This window comes from Mycolicibacter longobardus (genome assembly GCF_002102265.1).
In the GTDB taxonomy this organism is placed as follows: Bacteria; Actinomycetota; Actinomycetes; order Mycobacteriales; family Mycobacteriaceae; genus Mycobacterium; species Mycobacterium longobardum.
Window position 1 is genome coordinate 64062 of the sequence record NZ_LQPG01000035.1, and the last position, 16935, is coordinate 80996.

Annotated in this window: 13 protein-coding genes; 2 read left to right on the forward strand and 11 right to left on the reverse strand. The window is 64.8% G+C overall.

Annotated features, from left to right (window positions below; all coding sequences use genetic code 11):
• Positions 1–14: 14 nt before the first annotated feature.
• Positions 15–386: a hypothetical protein gene (locus tag AWC16_RS18215; RefSeq protein ID WP_085266156.1), complete on the reverse strand. Its 372-nt coding sequence runs from the start codon at positions 384–386 to the stop codon at positions 15–17.
• Between the two features lie 823 nt (positions 387–1209).
• Here AWC16_RS18215 and AWC16_RS18220 point away from each other — a divergent pair.
• Positions 1210–1938: a hypothetical protein gene (locus AWC16_RS18220; protein ID WP_085266157.1), complete on the forward strand. Its 729-nt coding sequence runs from the start codon at positions 1210–1212 to the stop codon at positions 1936–1938.
• 84 nt (positions 1939–2022) lie between these two features.
• Here the strand turns inward: AWC16_RS18220 and AWC16_RS18225 are convergent, their stop codons facing one another.
• The 6 genes from AWC16_RS18225 to AWC16_RS18245 all read right to left on the reverse strand — a co-directional run bounded on the left by AWC16_RS18225 (position 2023) and on the right by AWC16_RS18245 (position 11863).
• Entirely contained in the window at positions 2023–6219 is a 4197-nt protein-coding gene (locus AWC16_RS18225; protein WP_085266158.1) for an FtsK/SpoIIIE domain-containing protein, read from the reverse strand.
• Positions 6220–6284: 65 nt separating this feature from the next.
• Positions 6285–7811 carry a type VII secretion protein EccB gene (eccB, locus tag AWC16_RS18230; RefSeq protein ID WP_085266159.1) on the reverse strand — a complete coding sequence of 509 codons (1527 nt, stop codon included), beginning with the start codon at positions 7809–7811 and terminating at the stop codon, positions 6285–6287.
• Positions 7812–9725, reverse strand: a complete 1914-nt coding sequence (locus AWC16_RS18235; protein ID WP_085266160.1) for an AAA family ATPase — start codon at positions 9723–9725, stop codon at positions 7812–7814.
• 72 nt (positions 9726–9797) lie between these two features.
• A complete protein-coding gene (locus tag AWC16_RS18240) occupies positions 9798–11078 on the reverse strand; it encodes a hypothetical protein (RefSeq protein WP_085266161.1) in 1281 nt (426 codons plus the stop codon).
• Positions 11079–11269: 191 nt separating this feature from the next.
• Complete coding sequence (locus tag AWC16_RS24470) at positions 11270–11437, reverse strand: hypothetical protein (RefSeq protein WP_165759259.1); 168 nt, start codon at positions 11435–11437, stop codon at positions 11270–11272.
• 36 nt (positions 11438–11473) lie between these two features.
• Positions 11474–11863, reverse strand: coding sequence for a hypothetical protein (locus tag AWC16_RS18245; RefSeq protein ID WP_133055979.1), 390 nt, complete (start codon positions 11861–11863; stop codon positions 11474–11476).
• Positions 11864–11947: 84 nt separating this feature from the next.
• Between AWC16_RS18245 and AWC16_RS18250 the strand changes: the two genes are divergently transcribed.
• The gene (locus AWC16_RS18250) at positions 11948–12847 is read left to right on the forward strand and encodes a conjugal transfer protein (protein WP_085266163.1); all 900 of its coding nucleotides are present in this window, start codon (positions 11948–11950) and stop codon (positions 12845–12847) included.
• A gap of 4 nt (positions 12848–12851) precedes the next feature.
• Here AWC16_RS18250 and AWC16_RS18255 read toward each other — a convergent pair whose 3' ends face one another.
• From AWC16_RS18255 to AWC16_RS18270, 4 genes are all read right to left on the reverse strand, one after another.
• Positions 12852–13031 (reverse strand): hypothetical protein, encoded by a 180-nt coding sequence (locus AWC16_RS18255; RefSeq protein ID WP_085266164.1) that lies wholly within the window; start codon positions 13029–13031, stop codon positions 12852–12854.
• Positions 13032–13059: 28 nt separating this feature from the next.
• A complete protein-coding gene (locus AWC16_RS18260; protein ID WP_085266165.1) occupies positions 13060–13617 on the reverse strand; it encodes a 3'-5' exonuclease in 558 nt (185 codons plus the stop codon).
• 110 nt (positions 13618–13727) lie between these two features.
• A complete protein-coding gene (locus tag AWC16_RS18265; RefSeq protein WP_085266166.1) occupies positions 13728–14522 on the reverse strand; it encodes a hypothetical protein in 795 nt (264 codons plus the stop codon).
• Between the two features lie 1415 nt (positions 14523–15937).
• Positions 15938–16885, reverse strand: a complete 948-nt coding sequence (locus AWC16_RS18270) for a lysozyme family protein (RefSeq protein ID WP_133055980.1) — start codon at positions 16883–16885, stop codon at positions 15938–15940.
• Between the last annotated feature and the right edge of the window lie 50 nt (positions 16886–16935).

Here is a 16935-nt window from a genome sequence, read left to right on the forward strand (position 1 = left end):
TCCTTGTGGGCTCGTCAGTTCATCAGCCCGCCAAAGACATCCAAGACGATGTCGGTAATCGGATACGCCGACACGATCAGGCCCAGCGCGAGCGCGAAGTGCGTCAGTTCATCGACCAGCTTCTTCTTCTGTCCGCCACCGCCACCGCCACCACCGCCCGGGCCTGAGGGTTGCCCTCCGGACTTCTCGGTGTAGACGCCGAAGACCTTCCACCCGAACCAGCCGGTGGTCACGATGCACAGGATCGCTTGGCCCTTGAGGACTATCCTCATGATCGCCCCGTTGGAGGTGCCGTCGCCGGCGCTGCTGATGTCTGCGAGGACACGCACCGATCCGGACGGGGCGTTCGCCAGCAGCGACATGGTCTGGTAGAGCAGTGTCATCATGAGATTCCCTCCCGAATTCCCTTGGTCCCCTTGCGTCAGCTAACTGCTCCCGACACACCCAACTATCTGGGGTTATCGCGAAAGTAACACGCACACAAAGCCGATTTGAGCGGCGAAACATGCCGACCCCGAAAACTTCGCCGCCTAATGCCTCCGGCCCTCGGCGCAGCTCCAGTCGGACGGAATACGCCGGGCATAGCACGTCTTCGCCCGCCGGGCCCTGGGCCGGCCCAGGCAAACCCTCAACCCCCAGTCGCGGCCGACGATCTCCGGCGTCGCATCGACACCGGCCACTGAACCCCGCCACCGGTCTGACGAGCCGTACCGCCCTGTGCGGCGCACCGCAAGACCGCGTCGGTGCATGCCCCACAAACGGCCCGCCTGCTGGGGTCCAGCGCCCACGGGCCGCCCACGGCCAGGCCCTGACCCGAAACGTCCCCGAGGCCTCCCCCGATACGGCCCGAGACAACAGCCCGCAGGCTATTGCCCTCCACGTTCGCGCCCCTGACTGCGCCCCGGCACACCCCCATCCCCTGCCCCCGCGTGCGCCCAGCCCGTGGACTGCCACACCGCCCTCAGCCTGCACCGTTGATGCACCACCGCTCCCCCACTGCGGCCCTGGTCCCGCCACAGGCTGGCCGCGGTCCCTGACCTTCACCCGCCCCGGCCCCGGCCCCGGCCTAGCTTGCGCGCCGTGTACATAACCCGGTCAGCGCTACCCCCCGCCGCCACCGAAGCCCTGCCGCAGCCCAGGCCCGAGAAAAGCCCCACCTCGCCGCGTCGCGGCCGAAGACGTGGTTATCCACGTCTTACTCTCGGCATCATGAAGGCATACATCTACGCCAGCCCGGCCGGCGCAGAGGCGGGTGTGCTGTCGCAATGCTTCATCGACTTCGCCGAACTGTCGCGCCGTGGATTCCTCACCAAGGACTCCACGGTGTGGGCGAACGCCGAGGCGCCGCACGCCAGTTTCTGGGCGCTGACCAACCGCAGTCAGTACGTCTACGTCCATCGCAGCACCGAGCCCGGCTACGCCCGCCTCACCTCCGGACGCATCCGATGGGCGCGCACGTTCGATGACACCACCAAGAATTTCGAGGTCGACCTAGATACCAAATCCATTCCCGGAGAACCCGATAAGCACCTGACATTGATCGTCAAACATCGAATGCCCGGGCAAACCGTGAAAATCATCGACGAGTCGCGACGGGATTCACAAACTGGTGGCAGCTTCACCAAGGGGCAGCTCACCGTCATCGACCTACCCGCCTACATCCCCGACGTCGATCCTGAGCCGCCCAGCGAGTTCGAGATCAACCATGCCCGCTACCACGGCGTGAACCACATGATGTCCACGCTCGACGCCGACAACGCGGACCTGGTACGCCGGCATTTGCACCTCTATGAGTTCGACATTGACGACGGCGACATCGCAAAGCTCAACGAGTACCTCGACGTCATCGAGAACTACGCAGGCCGCTACGCCCAGGTCCTCTACAGTCGTCTCGCTGAAGCCAACGCCGCCGGCGAACCGACACCGGTCAGCGCCTAACCAATCCGCCTCAGCTGCAACGGCCCCCGCTATCTCACCCGCACGAGCGTGGTGGCATAACGAGGGCCGTCAGCGCACCGTGGGCTACCGCTGGACGTTGTCCTCGTCCCAGGGCCGCGCCAAGCCGATCTGCACGACCTCGGGCTTCATGTCCATCGGATCCACGACCGCTGCCTGCCCAGGACGACGCAGGGCGAACTTGATACCACTGTTAGGCCAGATGGTGCCCTCCGCCGCCGGACCGGACAGCATCAACGTGGTGCTGTTGGCCTCTCCCAGCGCCTTGTAGAGCTTGTTCGTCTGCCGCATACCTCCGAATCCCTGCGCGGGACCCGTTGCGTAGACGTGCAAGCCAAGGTCGTTGCGCGACATCAGCTCTAGCAGCGGATCCAGCGGGGAATTGACCGAGAACCCGGCACCGGTGAACGACAACACGTTGTCGACGAAGACGAACACCTCCGGGCCGGTGTACCAGCTGCGGTTGCGTACCGCCTCAGCCGAGAGCTGCGCGCCCTGGTCGAGGCTCGGGAACCGCGGCTCGATAGCCTCCTTCACCTTGGCGACAGCATCGGGCAACGAGTTCTTGTCGGCGTAGGCCATCAGATAGCCATTCTCGGCGAGCTTCTCCTGCTCGGTGAGCAGGTCATAGCGCGACTCGATGATCACTATCTGAGCTTCCTCGGGGGTGAACTGCTGCACGACCGAGTTGATCAAGGCCCGCAGCAGGGTTGTCTTGCCCGACTTGGTATCCCCGACGGCCAGCAGGTGCGGAGAGGTGTGATCGGGCACGGTGATCACCCGCAGGTCCTCGGTGCTGATCGCGAACGGCAGATGCCGGTCCAGCGCGAATCGCCGACCAGGAACCTGCGGCGTCGACGCAGCGATCTGCTGGGCGTAGCCGTGGTAAAGATCCCAGATGATCTGGTAGTCGATCTTCGGCGGCGCCGGCCGGACCTGCACGGCGCGCCGCTCCGGCTCCGGGTAGCGTGCTTGCATTGCGGCCACGAAACGCCCGATTCCCGCCGAGTAGTTGGCTCGATTGTCGTACTTGGCCATGCCGCGTTCCTCGCCGATGGCCTCGATGGCCTCGAACTGCGGAACGACGATGCGGGCTTCGAGCATCCGGGTGAAGTCGATGCATCGGCCCGGCTGATCACTGGGCAGGCCGACCACCATGGCCTTGGTCGCGCCGGTCACGAACGACTCGTTGGGGTCTTGAACCGCCAGGTGGATGGTCGTGCCGAAGAACCGGTGCATCTTCATCGGGATCTCTGCGTTGGCCTGCGCAGTCACCACCACGTGCAGTCCGTAGCGGGCACCGCCTTCCAGCAGTCGCAGCAGTGATTCCTTGGCGCCCTCGTTGTCGGCGAGGTACCCAGTGAAGCCGTCGAACACCAGGAACATGTGTCCATACGGGTCCCCCTCGGTCGGAGCCTTCGCCCGGTCGGCGAAGTAATCGTCGAGTGTGGCCACCCGGCGCCGCCCGAACTCCCTCTCACGGATCGCCAGCACTCGGAAGAACTCTCCGATGAACCGGTTGATCGCGTCTTCGTCGATCTTCTGGGTGTACCCACCGACGTTGGGCATTTCCGCCATCTCCGACAGTTTCGCCCCGGAGTAGTCGATGATGTAGAACGAGCAGAACTGCGGCGAATATGCCTGTGCGGCACCACCAATGATCGCCTCGACCGCCGTTGACCGACCAGACCCGGCCTGTCCCACGATGCGAATGTGAGCCCCGGAGTCCTCCGGCCGGATCACGTACGGCACACGGGCGTGCTCGAACGGCGCGTCGGTGATACCGATCTGGAATTCCAGGCGCTGCGATCCCGCAGGGGCCACCTTCACGTCGGCGTAGCTGATGGGTCCCCGCAGAGTGGGTTGCCACAGCTGCAATGCTTTGATGTCCTGGAACTGCCCGATCCGATCGATGAGGGCATCCTTCATCTTCGGCAGGTCGTCGAGATCACCCACGATGGGCGCGACTTCCCCACGCTTCGCGTCGGATTCGACATCCTCATGACTACTGAATGCGTTCTGCAGGGTGAAATCAGACAGGCGGTCCTTGCGTCCGGCGCCCCGCGACGCAGCCTCGTGACGCTTCGCCGCCTCCCGGGTCGGCGCGATGTAGGGCTGCTCGACGTTGAACCCCTGGAAGCGCACCCGCTCGGGGTCGTCGGGGTTCTTGCGGGTTTTGCGCAGCGCGATGGCCTGGCCTTCACCCATCGGCAACGATGCCGCCTCGTCGGTACCGATCACGCCACGCGAGCTGCCAGTGTCGCTGGCCCGCAGCGAGATACCGAAGGTGATGTGGTTCTGAAGATCACGCAGCAGCGTCATATCCACCACCTGCGAGCACGGCCACACATGGATGCCCCAACCACGCCCGACCGTACCGATCCGGATGAACACCCGCAGCACATCAGGGTTCATCTGCATGTACTCCCGGAACTCATCCATGATGACGAACAGCTCCGGCAGCGGCGGGAACTTGTCCGGGTTCTTGGCCCGCTTTTTGCGGTACTCGACGATGTCCTTGCAGTCGTATTCATCCATCAGCAGCTCGCGCCGGCGGATCTCGCCCTCGAGGACAACACCGGTGCGGGCAACCAGATCGGCGGCGTTATCGAGGTTGCTGATGTTGGCCGTCACGTGTGGCATCCGCTCGAAGCGCCGGAATGCGGTCCCGCCCTTGAAGTCCATCAGGATCAGGTTGATCTTGTCGGGCCCGAACGTCGTGCACAGCGACCCGACCAGCCCCATCAGCAGGAAGCTCTTGCCGGAGCCCGTCATACCCTGGATAACGCCGTGCGGGCCGGTGCCACGCAACGACGCTTCAGCGAAGTCCATCTTGAACACTTCCGAGGTGACCGACTTCCCGTCGTGCACGAAGCCGACCGGGATCTCGAAGTGAGAGTCGATCGCGTTAGCCTCCCACTGCGCCCGGGGGTCCCATGTCTCGAGGTCCTTGATTCCCAGCACGTCGAAGTAGCTCTGCTTGGTGCCCGACACCTCGACATCGCCACCGCGGTCGTCGCGGGACCAATTCGGCGGCCGGAACCGGCTCATCTTCTGGGCAATCACCCTCGCCTGGGTCACCGACAGTGCATCAGCGTGAGCCAACCGCATCTGCCGTGGCGTCGCGAACTCCCCGTTCGCCGACACATGGAAGCGGCCCTGCTTGTTCGTCAACGACTCACTGGGAGCATTGAGTACGACAAACGTGGTCTGCGCCCGAGTCCACCCAGGAGGCAGCGACACATCGTGGCTCGGGGTGTCGACGAACACGATCAGGTGCGTTCCCTCGCTCGCCGACGACCCCGTGTCGGCGACGAACTCAGCCACCGACTCCCATGCGTAACGCGCCGAACCGGCCTTGTCGTTACGCCGCGGGTCCTGGTTGTTGGGCAACCACTTCATCCAGTCCCACTGCGACCGCACGCCGGCCTCGCAGATGATCCCAATCGCCAGATCGTTGGGCGAGTGGTTATAGGCCAGCGAGCACACCATCGCCCGACCCAGCGCCAGAGTGTTCGCAACGGACTTCGCCGCAGCCTCCGGCGTCGCGGCCGGGTCACCCCGGAAGCTGTAGGCCTCCTGCTCAGCCAAGCTGATCCCCAGCGGGCAGTTGGTGATGAACTTCTGCGTGCGCAGGAACCGCCGGAACGCCCCAGCGGTCACCGGCTCGAGGCGCTCTGGAATCTCGGTCCCCGGCTCAACGATGCTCGGCAGCAACTTCGTGATACCCACACCGATTCTGCTGGTGAGCCAGGCACGCAACGCTTCCGGCGCGTCCTTCTCCTGCTTGCCTGGCAACAGCTTGGAGTCCCCCGGCCGAATCGACCACATACCGGGCAGACCGGCACGTGAGGCCAACATCAACGGATGCGGGTAGGTCATCGTGTGCAGCCGGTGGATTCCCTCACCGACATGGTGCGCGATAGTGCGCTGCTCCCGCAGCTTGAGCTGATAGTTGCTGCGGGTGGAGTCGATGTCGGTCATCGGTCCGCCACCGTGACCGCCGGTGCCCAGGTAGGCCATCGACATCATCATCATGCCCAACGGCATCATCAGCATGCGCGGTGACATCTGACCGGCGCCGGTCGCGAACATCATCACCACGAACAGCAGCATGATGCCGACGATCAGCAGCGGCGCGAGCCGCAGAATCAGCGGCCCCTTCTTCTGCTCGGGCAGCGGATCCGGCGGTGGGACGTCGATCGTGGCGTTGCTCAGCTCCGGAATCTGCCGGGGCGGCGTCTTGATGGTAGTTGTGGCCATGTTCGGCTCATTCCCCCTGTGTCGTAGCCGGTTTCACGCTGTCATCCCCACGCTCGGCGCGCATATCACCCCGGAACATGGTCCGCGCCGGCCAGCGGCGTAGTACGGTCGGTGACCGCCTTCTGATGCAGGTCGTCAGGCAACAATTCGTGGTAGGTCATCGCGGCCTGCTTCGACAACGTCGAGCCCGGCGCGTAGAGCTTGGCGATCTGCCACGGGATCGGCAACGGGTCACGCCCCCCGATGCCCAGCGCGTGGACCGGCCGGTCATACTTGCCGTCCTCGTCCGGGCCGATGAAGTACCGCACCCCCGTGTCGTCGATCCACAACAACTGTTCATCAGCGTGCGACGTCGGCGACGCACCCGTCACCCGCACGAACCAGCCCTTACCCGGTGTCATCAACGACGCCGACGCCGTCACCACCGAGCCACTCGATTTGAGCAGTTGCACAACCTGATTCGCCTTCTCCGGACTCACCGGCAGCGACTCTCCGCTGAGCACCGTCGTCGTGGCCCTCAACGCCTTGGCGTCACGCTCCCACGACCAGCACAGCACATGCGGTGAACGGAACGTCGGTGCGCGGTCGGGGTAACGAGCGACATCGATATCGCTGGCCAGCGGAACAGCGGCCAGTGACTCACGGTCCATCGAAGTGATCTGGTTACTGCCGGTGTTGACCAACAGTTGCGCGACGAACTCGCTGATCGGCTGGACACCCGCCTCCAACGCCGCGTAATACTGCCGCGTCCCATCGACGGAACTGGTCAGGATCACGTCACCGTTAAGCACCTGCGGCAGCGCCGGATTGACCTGCCCACGGTTGGCGATAAACGGGGTGGTCAACGCCGGCGCCGCCGGGATCGCATTGAACAGGCCCTCAGAAATCTGGATCGCGTCAGCAGCCTGCTCCGGAGAAATCCCCAGCGCCGACCGGGTCGCCATGTCCTGGGCCCCCACACCCACCCGAGACCCCTTGTTGATCAACCACAACTGCTTGGGATCAGATGCCAGCTTCACGATCACCGCATCGTTGGGCGGCATCGGGGTCACCGAGGACGACATCGAGTCTGTGCCCGCAAACAGCGTCGTGGTCATACTGTTCGACGTCGTCAGCGACAAGTCCGTCTCGTCGGTATGCCGATCGCACACCGTCCACTTCGCCGTCTCGTCGAAACGCTGCGACAGATTGTTCGGCCCCGACGGAACCCCCATCAGGTGCCCCCGCGGCTGTCCGGCCAACGTACTGTCCTTGACCACCTTCGGCGTATCGGCCTTGCCCACGATCAACCGCGCCGACGCCAGGTTCGTCACCGGATGCAGCTCACTGTCGTACATCACATACATGCCACCGGATTTGGTGATGATCATGCTGGCGCCGTTCTGGTCGGCGCGCGGCGCGAAGAACGACATGAACAATCCGGCCGCCGGGATCAGCATCGCAACGAAACCACCGACGATGAACGTCAATGTCTGCTGCGACAACGGCGACGTCAGCCGCGACGTCGCGCGACTGCTGAACGCCTGCTCGATCTGGCGGACCAGCATCCGATAGCCCGACAGCTGAATCTTGGTCGTCTGATAACGCGGCATTTAGTGAACGTCCCCCCCATTGAGCCCGGGCCACTCCTCGGCCGCGGGCGCTGCTCGCATGCTCGACGATTCCTCGCCGAGCTGCTCGGACAGATTGTGCTTGGCCAGCTCTTTGCGAATGGCCTGCTCAATGTCCGCAGGCTCTAGACGGTCCAGTTCCTCGTCGGACAGCGCTCGCAGGTTGGCGTTCTCCAGCCGCTCGCTGCGGAACTCTTCGGCGAGCTCAATGACGTTGCGCACGAAGCGCCCGTTGCCGGCGACGTCGAGCATTTTCTTGCCGGCCGCGTTGGTGGCTTGCAGGCGCTGGGCCGCATCGACGAACAGCTGCCGACCCTGCTCCGAAAGAATGTTGTGGCTATCTTCGGCCACTCGCACAGCGATCGCCGCGATCTCCTGCGGGGAGTAGGAGTGGAACGTGATGCGACGCGGGAACCGTGACACCAGACCGTCGTTGGTGGCCAGGAGCCGATTCATGTCGCCTTCGTAGCCGGCCATGATCACGATCAGAGTGTCGCGGCGGTTCTCCATCTCGCGCATCAGCTCGGTCATCGCCTCGGTACCGAACGGGTCGACCTGCCCGGAGTTGCGGGCCTGAACGATCTCGTAGGCCTCGTCGATGAACAACACTCCGCCATCAGCCTTTTCGATGACTTCGCGGGTCATCTTGATCGACTCGCCCTCATGGTTTCCCACCAGATCCCCGCGCGACGCCTCCACGACAGTGTCCTTCGGACACACCCCAATGCCGGCGAAGAGCTTGGCGATAACTCGGGCAATGGTCGTCTTCCCGGTTCCCGGCGGGCCCGCGAAGATGAGGTGCAGCGCTTGACGCTGACTGGTCCGGCCGCGACGAGCCTTCTCCTGCTCTAACGCCACCCTGGACTTCAGCCGGCGGACCTGCGCCTTGACCTCCTCCATGCCGATCTGCTTGTTCAGTTCCTCTTCAGCCTCAGCCAAGATCGACGACTGATTCTCCGCACGCTCAGCTTGGCGAACCTCATTGAGATCAGGCTCAGTTCGCACATCCCAGTAAGCGCTGCGCTGGTTGATCAACTCCGCGGTGGTCTGCCGCAACCGCACGTTGGGATCCGACAGAGCCTCGGTGAGCTTGTCGGTCCGCAAGTAGGCCAACCCACTGTTCCAGTACAGACGCGCATTGTCCTCATCGCCGTTGGCGCGCTCAATGAGCCCGAGGTAGTAGCAGGCCTCCGCCCCCACACCCGCGTAATGGAACTCGGAGCCGTCGGAACCCACCTGCTTGCGGTCGGCGGTCCGCAGTCTTTCGATAGCGGTGACGAAGTTCCCCAGGTGCGCGTAACTGATCCCGGTGAGCAGGTAGACGATTGCCTGCAGGAAGTAGTCCGGTTCACCGAGCGACTGGTCGTGACCGTCGTATCGCACCGGGTTGACCAGCGCCTGGGCCTGATCGATGACGTCTTGCCAGCGGGCCGCCTTGAAGTAGATCAGCAACGTCGCCAGCTGGCCCAAGGGCGTCATCGCCGGGGCGGCGTTAATCACCTGCAGCGCTTCGTCGAAACGCCCCTGGCCGGCAAGGATCGCCGAGCGCCCGATGTGGACCCCGGTGCGGGTGTAGGAATCGAAACTCAGATCCAGGAAACCCATGCTGATCTTGATCGGGAAGAACTCAGTCGGGTAGGTCGTTCCGGTCTCCGCGCTGACGGCAGCCAGCATGCGCCCCCAACTCGGCATGGTCTGATAGATCTGCTCGATCAGCGCCGGGCTAGGTTGCTCCTGCATTCGACCTTCCAATGTCGCCAACGCCCGGTACAGGTCGCACTGGGCGCCGTCGAATTCCTCGACGCAATACTGAAAGGTGTCGCGGGCAGCGTCGAGATTCTCCTGGCCCCAGTACCGCAGACCATTGAGGAAATAGCTGACCGACTGCTGGTCCACCAGTGCTCCTTTATTTCCGTCGTATCGATGTCGAGGCGTGGAGGCCGTGGTCACCGCCGCACCCACATGAGCCTATGTCGCCCCAGCTGGGTAGCCATTGATAACAATCCGGCTGATAGCGATCGACTCGTCGATCTTGGCTTGATCCGGCCCGCCCAGAATGCCGGGCAACGGCCCCGTCGGCGAGTTGACCGCCGGCGGGCGCTCACTGGACAAAATGGTGCCGACGATGCGCTGCGTCGCCACATGCGGCAGGTCCAGTGTGGCGCCGTCACGGGTCGGCTTGATGTTCTGAATCACCTGCTGACCACCGACGCGCCAGTTGATCGAGGTGACCAGCCGATGCTCCAACCAGTGGTCCTGCCCGTTCGGCTCGACGTAGGCAAACCCGGGAACAACGTGGATCGACGTCACCACGACGGGCCGCGGAAACTCGATAGTGATCTGCTGCAGATCGATGTTGTGCACCCGACCACAGATCCACGCGGCACTGGCATCCGAGCCGAATGCCAGGCTCGGGTCGGAACTGCCACCGGGACACGAGTCCGCAGTCACCGGCAGACATCCCGACGCAGAGTTGGGCGCACACCCAGGCTGCAAAGGTCCCGGCGCCGGACCACCCGGCTGCACCGTCGGAGTAACGACAGCCGGCGGTGGCCCCGCCAACGCCGGCTGTTGCCGCGAGCGATGCGCGCCCAGGATCTGCTGGACCACCAGCAGCGACACCACTGCGCCCACGATGGCAGCGACCTTCACCCAACCCTGCAGGCCAGCCCAGCGTTGCTTGAGCGAGGGGCGCGTAGGCCGGCCATCCTCACCCGGTCGTGTCGCCGGCTCGCCATAGGGCCGCTCCGCCATGGGGGGTTCTTCCACGACGACAGGTTCCGGTTCGGCCACCGGGCTGATCACCGCGACGTCGTCAGGCACCTCAACCGGCGGGCGCGGCGGTGGCCGCCACAACGGGTACGCCTCATCGTCGTCGTCCTCGGGCCCAGCCAGGCTGGGGTCAGCCGCCGGCATGTAGACCGCACCGCCCGCCCCCGACAGCGACGACTCCCCGCCACCCGCCGGCGCCAGCAGCGGCGCCTGGGCGATGCTGGGGGCTTGATCGGCCGCCCAGTCCGGTTCAGCTTCAGTGTCGCCATCACCGACAACCGGGACCGCCGCCGGTGGCGCCGGCGGCGGGGCCACGATCGCCACCATCGAGTCCATCAGACCGTCCGCGTCGTCATCGGACAAGGTCCGGTTGGTCAACAGTTCGTCGACCAGCGCGTCCAGACGTGCACGTTCAGCAGCAGACATCTGCAGGGCGTCACCTGCAGGTTCTCCCGGATGGGCCACGTCGTCCCTCATGTCTTCACCGAACCGATGATGTTTCAACTTTACTTTATGATAGCGGTCCGGTCAGTCCACACCGGCAGGAAAACACACGCCGGGCCACCAGCCGATGCCACACCAATACCGAACCATCCGCGACCCCCAATTCCCGCACCAGCAGTCAGCATTCGCCGGCGCAGACCAACCACCCCGGCCATGTTCTAGGACTACCCGACCAGGTACATCAGCGCGCCGCATTGCGGGCACTCACCGGCCGGCACGACACCGCCCGGTTCGATCCGCTCCTGCAGGTCCCGGATCGGGTTCATCGCCGCCTCCGATGCGTCGTCGGTGAGGAGATGGCAGTTGTCGCACTGATATTGCGGATTGGCCATACTTCTACTCCTTCGTGACTGGATTAACCGGGGTGGTTAGCGCAGGGTGCTGACGCGTCCCGCCGCATTGACGCGGTAGGCGCGTTCACCATCGGCGCCAAGGTTCACCGCGGTGTGCCGCCTAGAGGCTTCGAGCTCCCCGGGCCCGACGAACAGCACCCCGTAGCCGCACACCGCTCGGCTCACGGGGATGTTCTGCGGGAATCTCGCCACGTACTCAGGCAGTTCGTCGCCGACGCCAGGGGTGATCTCGCGCCAGAACCTGGACGCCTGGGCTTCGAACACGGTGAACGCCCGCATGTAGCCGTCCCGGTCGATGATGCGTTGCAGCTCCGTGCCGACCTGGTCGCCGTCGTAGTGGACGTAGAAGCCTGTCCCGGCGCCGCCGGACGGCGAATCCATGTGCACTGCCGCTGTTGTTCCCATGCACTCCCCCGCGTCTTGACCGCCCGATGCTTCAACTGAACTTTATGATATTTGTCAGCGCAGTCAGGGCGGGGAGGAAAACGCATGAGGGTCCACAAGCCGAAGTTTGAGCTCACCGAGTCGGCCACGAAGTGGAGCTTCGTCGCAACTGTCGGCGCCGCCTGGGTCGCGCTGGCCGGGGTTCTGGTCCTGGCCGGGGGATTGCTGCTGCTGGCCAGGGCGCAACGGCCCATCGATGTCCAATCGGCGATCAACAGCTACACCAAATCGCAGTTCTTCGCGCAGAACTTCCTGCTCACCTGGGCGGCCGGGGATCCCAAGGACGCCGAGAAGCTCGCCTCGATGACCGCGCTGCCAGGCCAGCCCGAGCTCAACTCAAACCCCTTCACGGTCTTGTTCCTGAACCCGACCGACGTCACGGCGACCCCGGCCGGCCAGCAGAGCGAGTGGGAATGGACATTCGGGGCCACCGTGATCCTGCCCCAGGCGGGGACCTCGATCCGCTCCTACTTTCGGGTGACCACACTGGAATCCGGGGGCACCTTCAAGGCCCTCAAGTGGCCCGAACCGGTCAATGACACGGCCCGCAACTTCACCGTCGGCCCCTACTACACCCGCGGCGCCGAAGTCGGCGGCCCACTTGGCACGTCGGTGAAGGACTTCATGAACGCCTACTACACGGCCAACAACCCCGGCGTGCTGGGCAGGTTCGTCACCGCAAACTTCACCGACACCCCGATCGCCGCCTCGCCGTACACCTCAATCGAGGTCACCACCATCCTGCTGGCCAACAACAGCATCGACACCTCCCAGGCCAAGCCCGGGGCCACCGTGTCCGCGCTGGTCACCGCGAAAGCCGCGGCCAGCACCACCACCTTCCACACAGTCAGCACGGTGCTGCGACTGTCGTTGAGCAAGAACAATCAGTGGCTGGTCGACGGCTTCGAACGCCCCATGCACTTCGGCGACGTCAGCTACAAATAGGCCGCTACGAGATCGCCTCGACGTCGTCGACGAACCTATCGGTGACCTCGAACCGCCCCGTGTCGACCTCGTTGACGGTGTCGCCGATCGCCGCCTTGCTCTGCGCCTCAGCAGGATTGGCGGCGTCCACCTCGTAGATCACCTCGTGATTGCGCAGTTCGTTGACCTTCACCCGGTACCGCATGCCCTGTCCCCTTCCACCTGGTCGTTGATCACCGTGGCCACGGCGCCGGCTCGGTCATCTCCAGCAGGTGCCGACGGGTGGTGGCGACATCACCGGCCGCCCGGTGCCCGCCCTCGTTCTTCAGAAACCAGGTCTGGTAGCGGTGGTGCGACCGTGGGGCCATCACGTCCGCCCAGTTGGCGGCGTCCATCACCCACAGGTCAGTCAGGCCGTAGCGGTGGCAGTCCGCCCAGATCGCGTCACGGTCGTAGTCGGCGTTGTAAGCCAGGATCGCCCGCCCGGCCACCACCGCACGGAGTTGGTCGAACACAGCCGACCACATGGGCACACCCGGCGCGCTGACCTCACTGTCGCTGATCCCGTGCACCGCATAGGCGGCCGGGTCGATCGCCACACCGGGGTTCACCAGGGTGTTCAGCAGGAGCCTCCCCGAAAAGACGTCGATGACAGCGATCTCGCAGATCGGCCCGAACATCCAGGCCGTCTCCACGTCGAGGATCACCGCCCGGCCCGGCTGCGTCATCTCCCGGGCGAAAGCCACGGCTTGCTCCGCCAGACAGACCAGCCTCTGGTCCTCATCACTCATCTCAGACAACTCCGTGACCACTACCGATCCCCCCCTATCGCCGACACCGCCCCCGCAGCGCCCGTGAGGCCATGATGGCAGTGGGTACCGACACAATCGGCCGCAATGCCTTACGCCGGCGGGGTTTTCGGCGGCACCGGTGCAGCAGCAGTCGACGTCGCCGCGCTCCCATCGGGTGGCTCAGCACCAGGCGCCGGCGTTGCACCCGGCCCTTCCCCGGCCTCGCCGGCCGGGGCCGGAGGCAGCGTCCAATCGCCTGTCGGTGTGCGCCCCATCGGAACTCCAGGCCCGCGGTCGGTACCGAGCAGAGTTGCAGGGCCGGTGACTTCCGCCGGCGTGATGGGCCGGATGTCAGCGTTGACCCCACCGACGTGGATACTCAACAGCCCGTTGTCCCCGACCTTCGCCGACGCATCCTCGCGGCCACTGAAGTAAGTGTCGCCTTCCAGTCGCGCCGTCGGGGTCGGCCGCAACGCAGCGGTCCACGCCTGCGCGGCCATGAACACCTTCCCGCCAAGGAAGTCCGCCGGCAACAGCACCCAGTGCGGCGGCGGCGGCACCGGACCACCCACACCGAGGGCATGCCAGAACGCCTGGTCCCCACGCATAAACACCACGCCCTCATGGATCAGCACATCACCGCGCATCCCCCCGGCATTGAGCGTTCCACTGCCCACACTCCCGTCAGCCAAGTAGGACAACTGGATACCCAAAGTCCGCCCGTTGGCCGTGACAGTCCCCGACATGTTGTGCGCGCCAACGTTTTCCTTGTCCAGCAGTGACAGGATGCCGGCGGTCTCGAGTGCGGTCAGCGGCTTGGTGTCACTGTCAGCCGGCGGCGGAGGCGGGGCGACCGGGTGGGTCAGCACAGCCAGCCACCACACCAGGCCTCCCAGAGCGGCCACGAGTAGAACGCTGAGGATCGCCAGAACGGTGCGTCTGCGCACGCGGGGCTGAGGGGCCCGCCACTTATCGCCTTCGGTCAGCAATCCCATTGGTCCCACTGGACACCGCCTTGTAGTCGTAGCCCACAGATCATAAACCCAAGTTTATGGTTTCGGGGTGGGTGGGTGCCGGGAGCAACACGGCGACCGGGCTGCGGCCGCACCCGACGGTAACGCACCCCCTCCCCGTAGGGTCATCGGGAACGCCGAGGCGCCCTCCGGAGCAGATCCTTCAACGGTTGGACACGAATTGCCTCCACAACCGCTTGAAGCAGCACAATCAATGCACTGCCACCCACACCGAACGCAATGCCCGCTGCGAAAGTCCTCTGCGCATCGTGTCGAAGGATCCCGTTTCGGGCACCGGCCATCCGCCAACCCTCAGAGGAGGAGGCCGCGTTAGGCCACAGCGGAATCACCCTCTCCCAGGCAACCGCACTGTCCGCAGGCCCAAGGCCCGGCTCCGGGGTCCAGCCATAACCAGCCACCTCAGGCAAAATCGCACCGACCTGAGTCGCGAACCCGGCACCGAAATCGTCCCACTTCTCGCCATGTTCGAAACTCGGGTTGAGCGCGGGGTACTGCACGCGTGCCCGAGTGCGACTTGTGGTGACAGCTATTCCCTTACTTCCTGTGATATCGACGACAGCTGCCGCTGTCCATTCACCCGTTCGGATCGGAACACTAATCTCGACGCAATCACCTTGCGTGAATTCAGGAGCCTCAGGGCCGCGGGGCCGAGGAACCGGGTGGCACTCAACCCGGGGCCCACTGCATGAAGCTACCTTCGCCCCCGGCGGCAGCGTGATAGTCATTGTGATCGCAACATCCTGCGCCACTGGGGCATCCCAGTTGGTCCAGAGCAGTGCTCGGACCGTCCCAGGGACATAGTCAGGAAGTGGGCCTTCCCTATCCATTTCAAATCGATGCAGGCCTGCGCTCTCGCCATGCGTCTCGAACCAACCGACGCGCCACAGCGGTATCGTGCTGCGACCGTCGTTCACCAACAGAGGGAATCCCAACACGAACGGAGCTAAAAGATCTGGCTCCGTATCAGCGGGTGGATACAGCCACTTTCCGAACCCCAGGGCACCGGCCGCCGCGGCGAGCATGGAGACAATCACCAGGCCGCGGCGTTTCGGCTCCGGCTCATACCGACAGCCATCCGAAAGGCACAGGGGCTGAGGCTGCTGGACAGGGCCTCGCTTCGTCCACATTCGCGACGCGACGAGCGCCAACACGACCGCTTCAGCCAAACGCCGAAGCTTCGGCTCCACAGACAGTAACGGTGCGGGCATCCGCACAGATTCTCACAACCACGGACACATTTACCGCAGGTGGGCCGTGAACTCGTACGGGGCCTTACGCCGGCGGCGTCAGTAGGCGCCGTAGCCGGCGGCCGCCCGCTGGGCGTGGTAGGCAGCGATGCCCTCAAGGGTGTTCAAGTTGTGGCCCCGCTCGGCCTGCACGGCGATCTGGTAGGCGATTGAACAGGAGCCGTTCGCCTCGCCGTCGTAGATCCAGTTCGAGGTACCTCCGACGTGATGGCGAGCAAAGGTCTCCGCAGTCACCTGCCACAGTCCGCGACTGCAGTTCAGCGCCGCCCCGTCTGCCTGCACAGGGCCGACGGCGTTGCGGTCTTCCTTGTTGACTGCCCCGAGCACGCCACTGGACTCGCGCATGCCCTGGTTGTACTGAATATCATGCCAGTGCGCCCGAATCTGCGGATCACGAATACCGTTGTCGTCCAAGGCCTTATCGATGAGCGCGTGCATATCCGATTTGCGTAGCGGCGCACTGGCTGCCGGCTTGCGGAAGTCGATCCCACTGACCGCGATGGGTTGCTTGCCGCCGCCCTTGGATCCAACGCGTGCCCCGGCCAAGGCCGGGCCGAGGTTCGCGCCGGCGATCAACCGTGCCAGCGCATCCGGGGCCACGTTGACCATGCCCGGCTGCATGGCCGGCATCATCGGCGGCGCCGCCGCCGGCATAGGGGCAGGGGCAGGCATCGGCGCTGGGGCAGGCATGGTCGGCGGCGGCGCCGCGGGCGCCGCGGTCAACGGCGACGCCGGACCGCCGCCGCGACCCATGGCCCGTTGCAGGGCATCTGCTCCCCCAGGACCGATCCCGCGGGCCCGCACCCCTGACTGCTTATCCACGTCACCGAGCTCTTTGACGGCCCGCTTGCCCTTTCCCAGCGCGTCCTCGGTGTCGGTGATGCTGGCACGCGTGCGGTCGTGGTGATCACGCAGCGACGCAGAGATCGCCGGGTCTTCCAGCCCGGTACCGTCCGGGCGCGGCAGTCCTTGTCGCTGATCACTCAACGCCCCCTGCGCCCGACTGTAGACACCGTGGGCTTCGTCCTCATTGTACG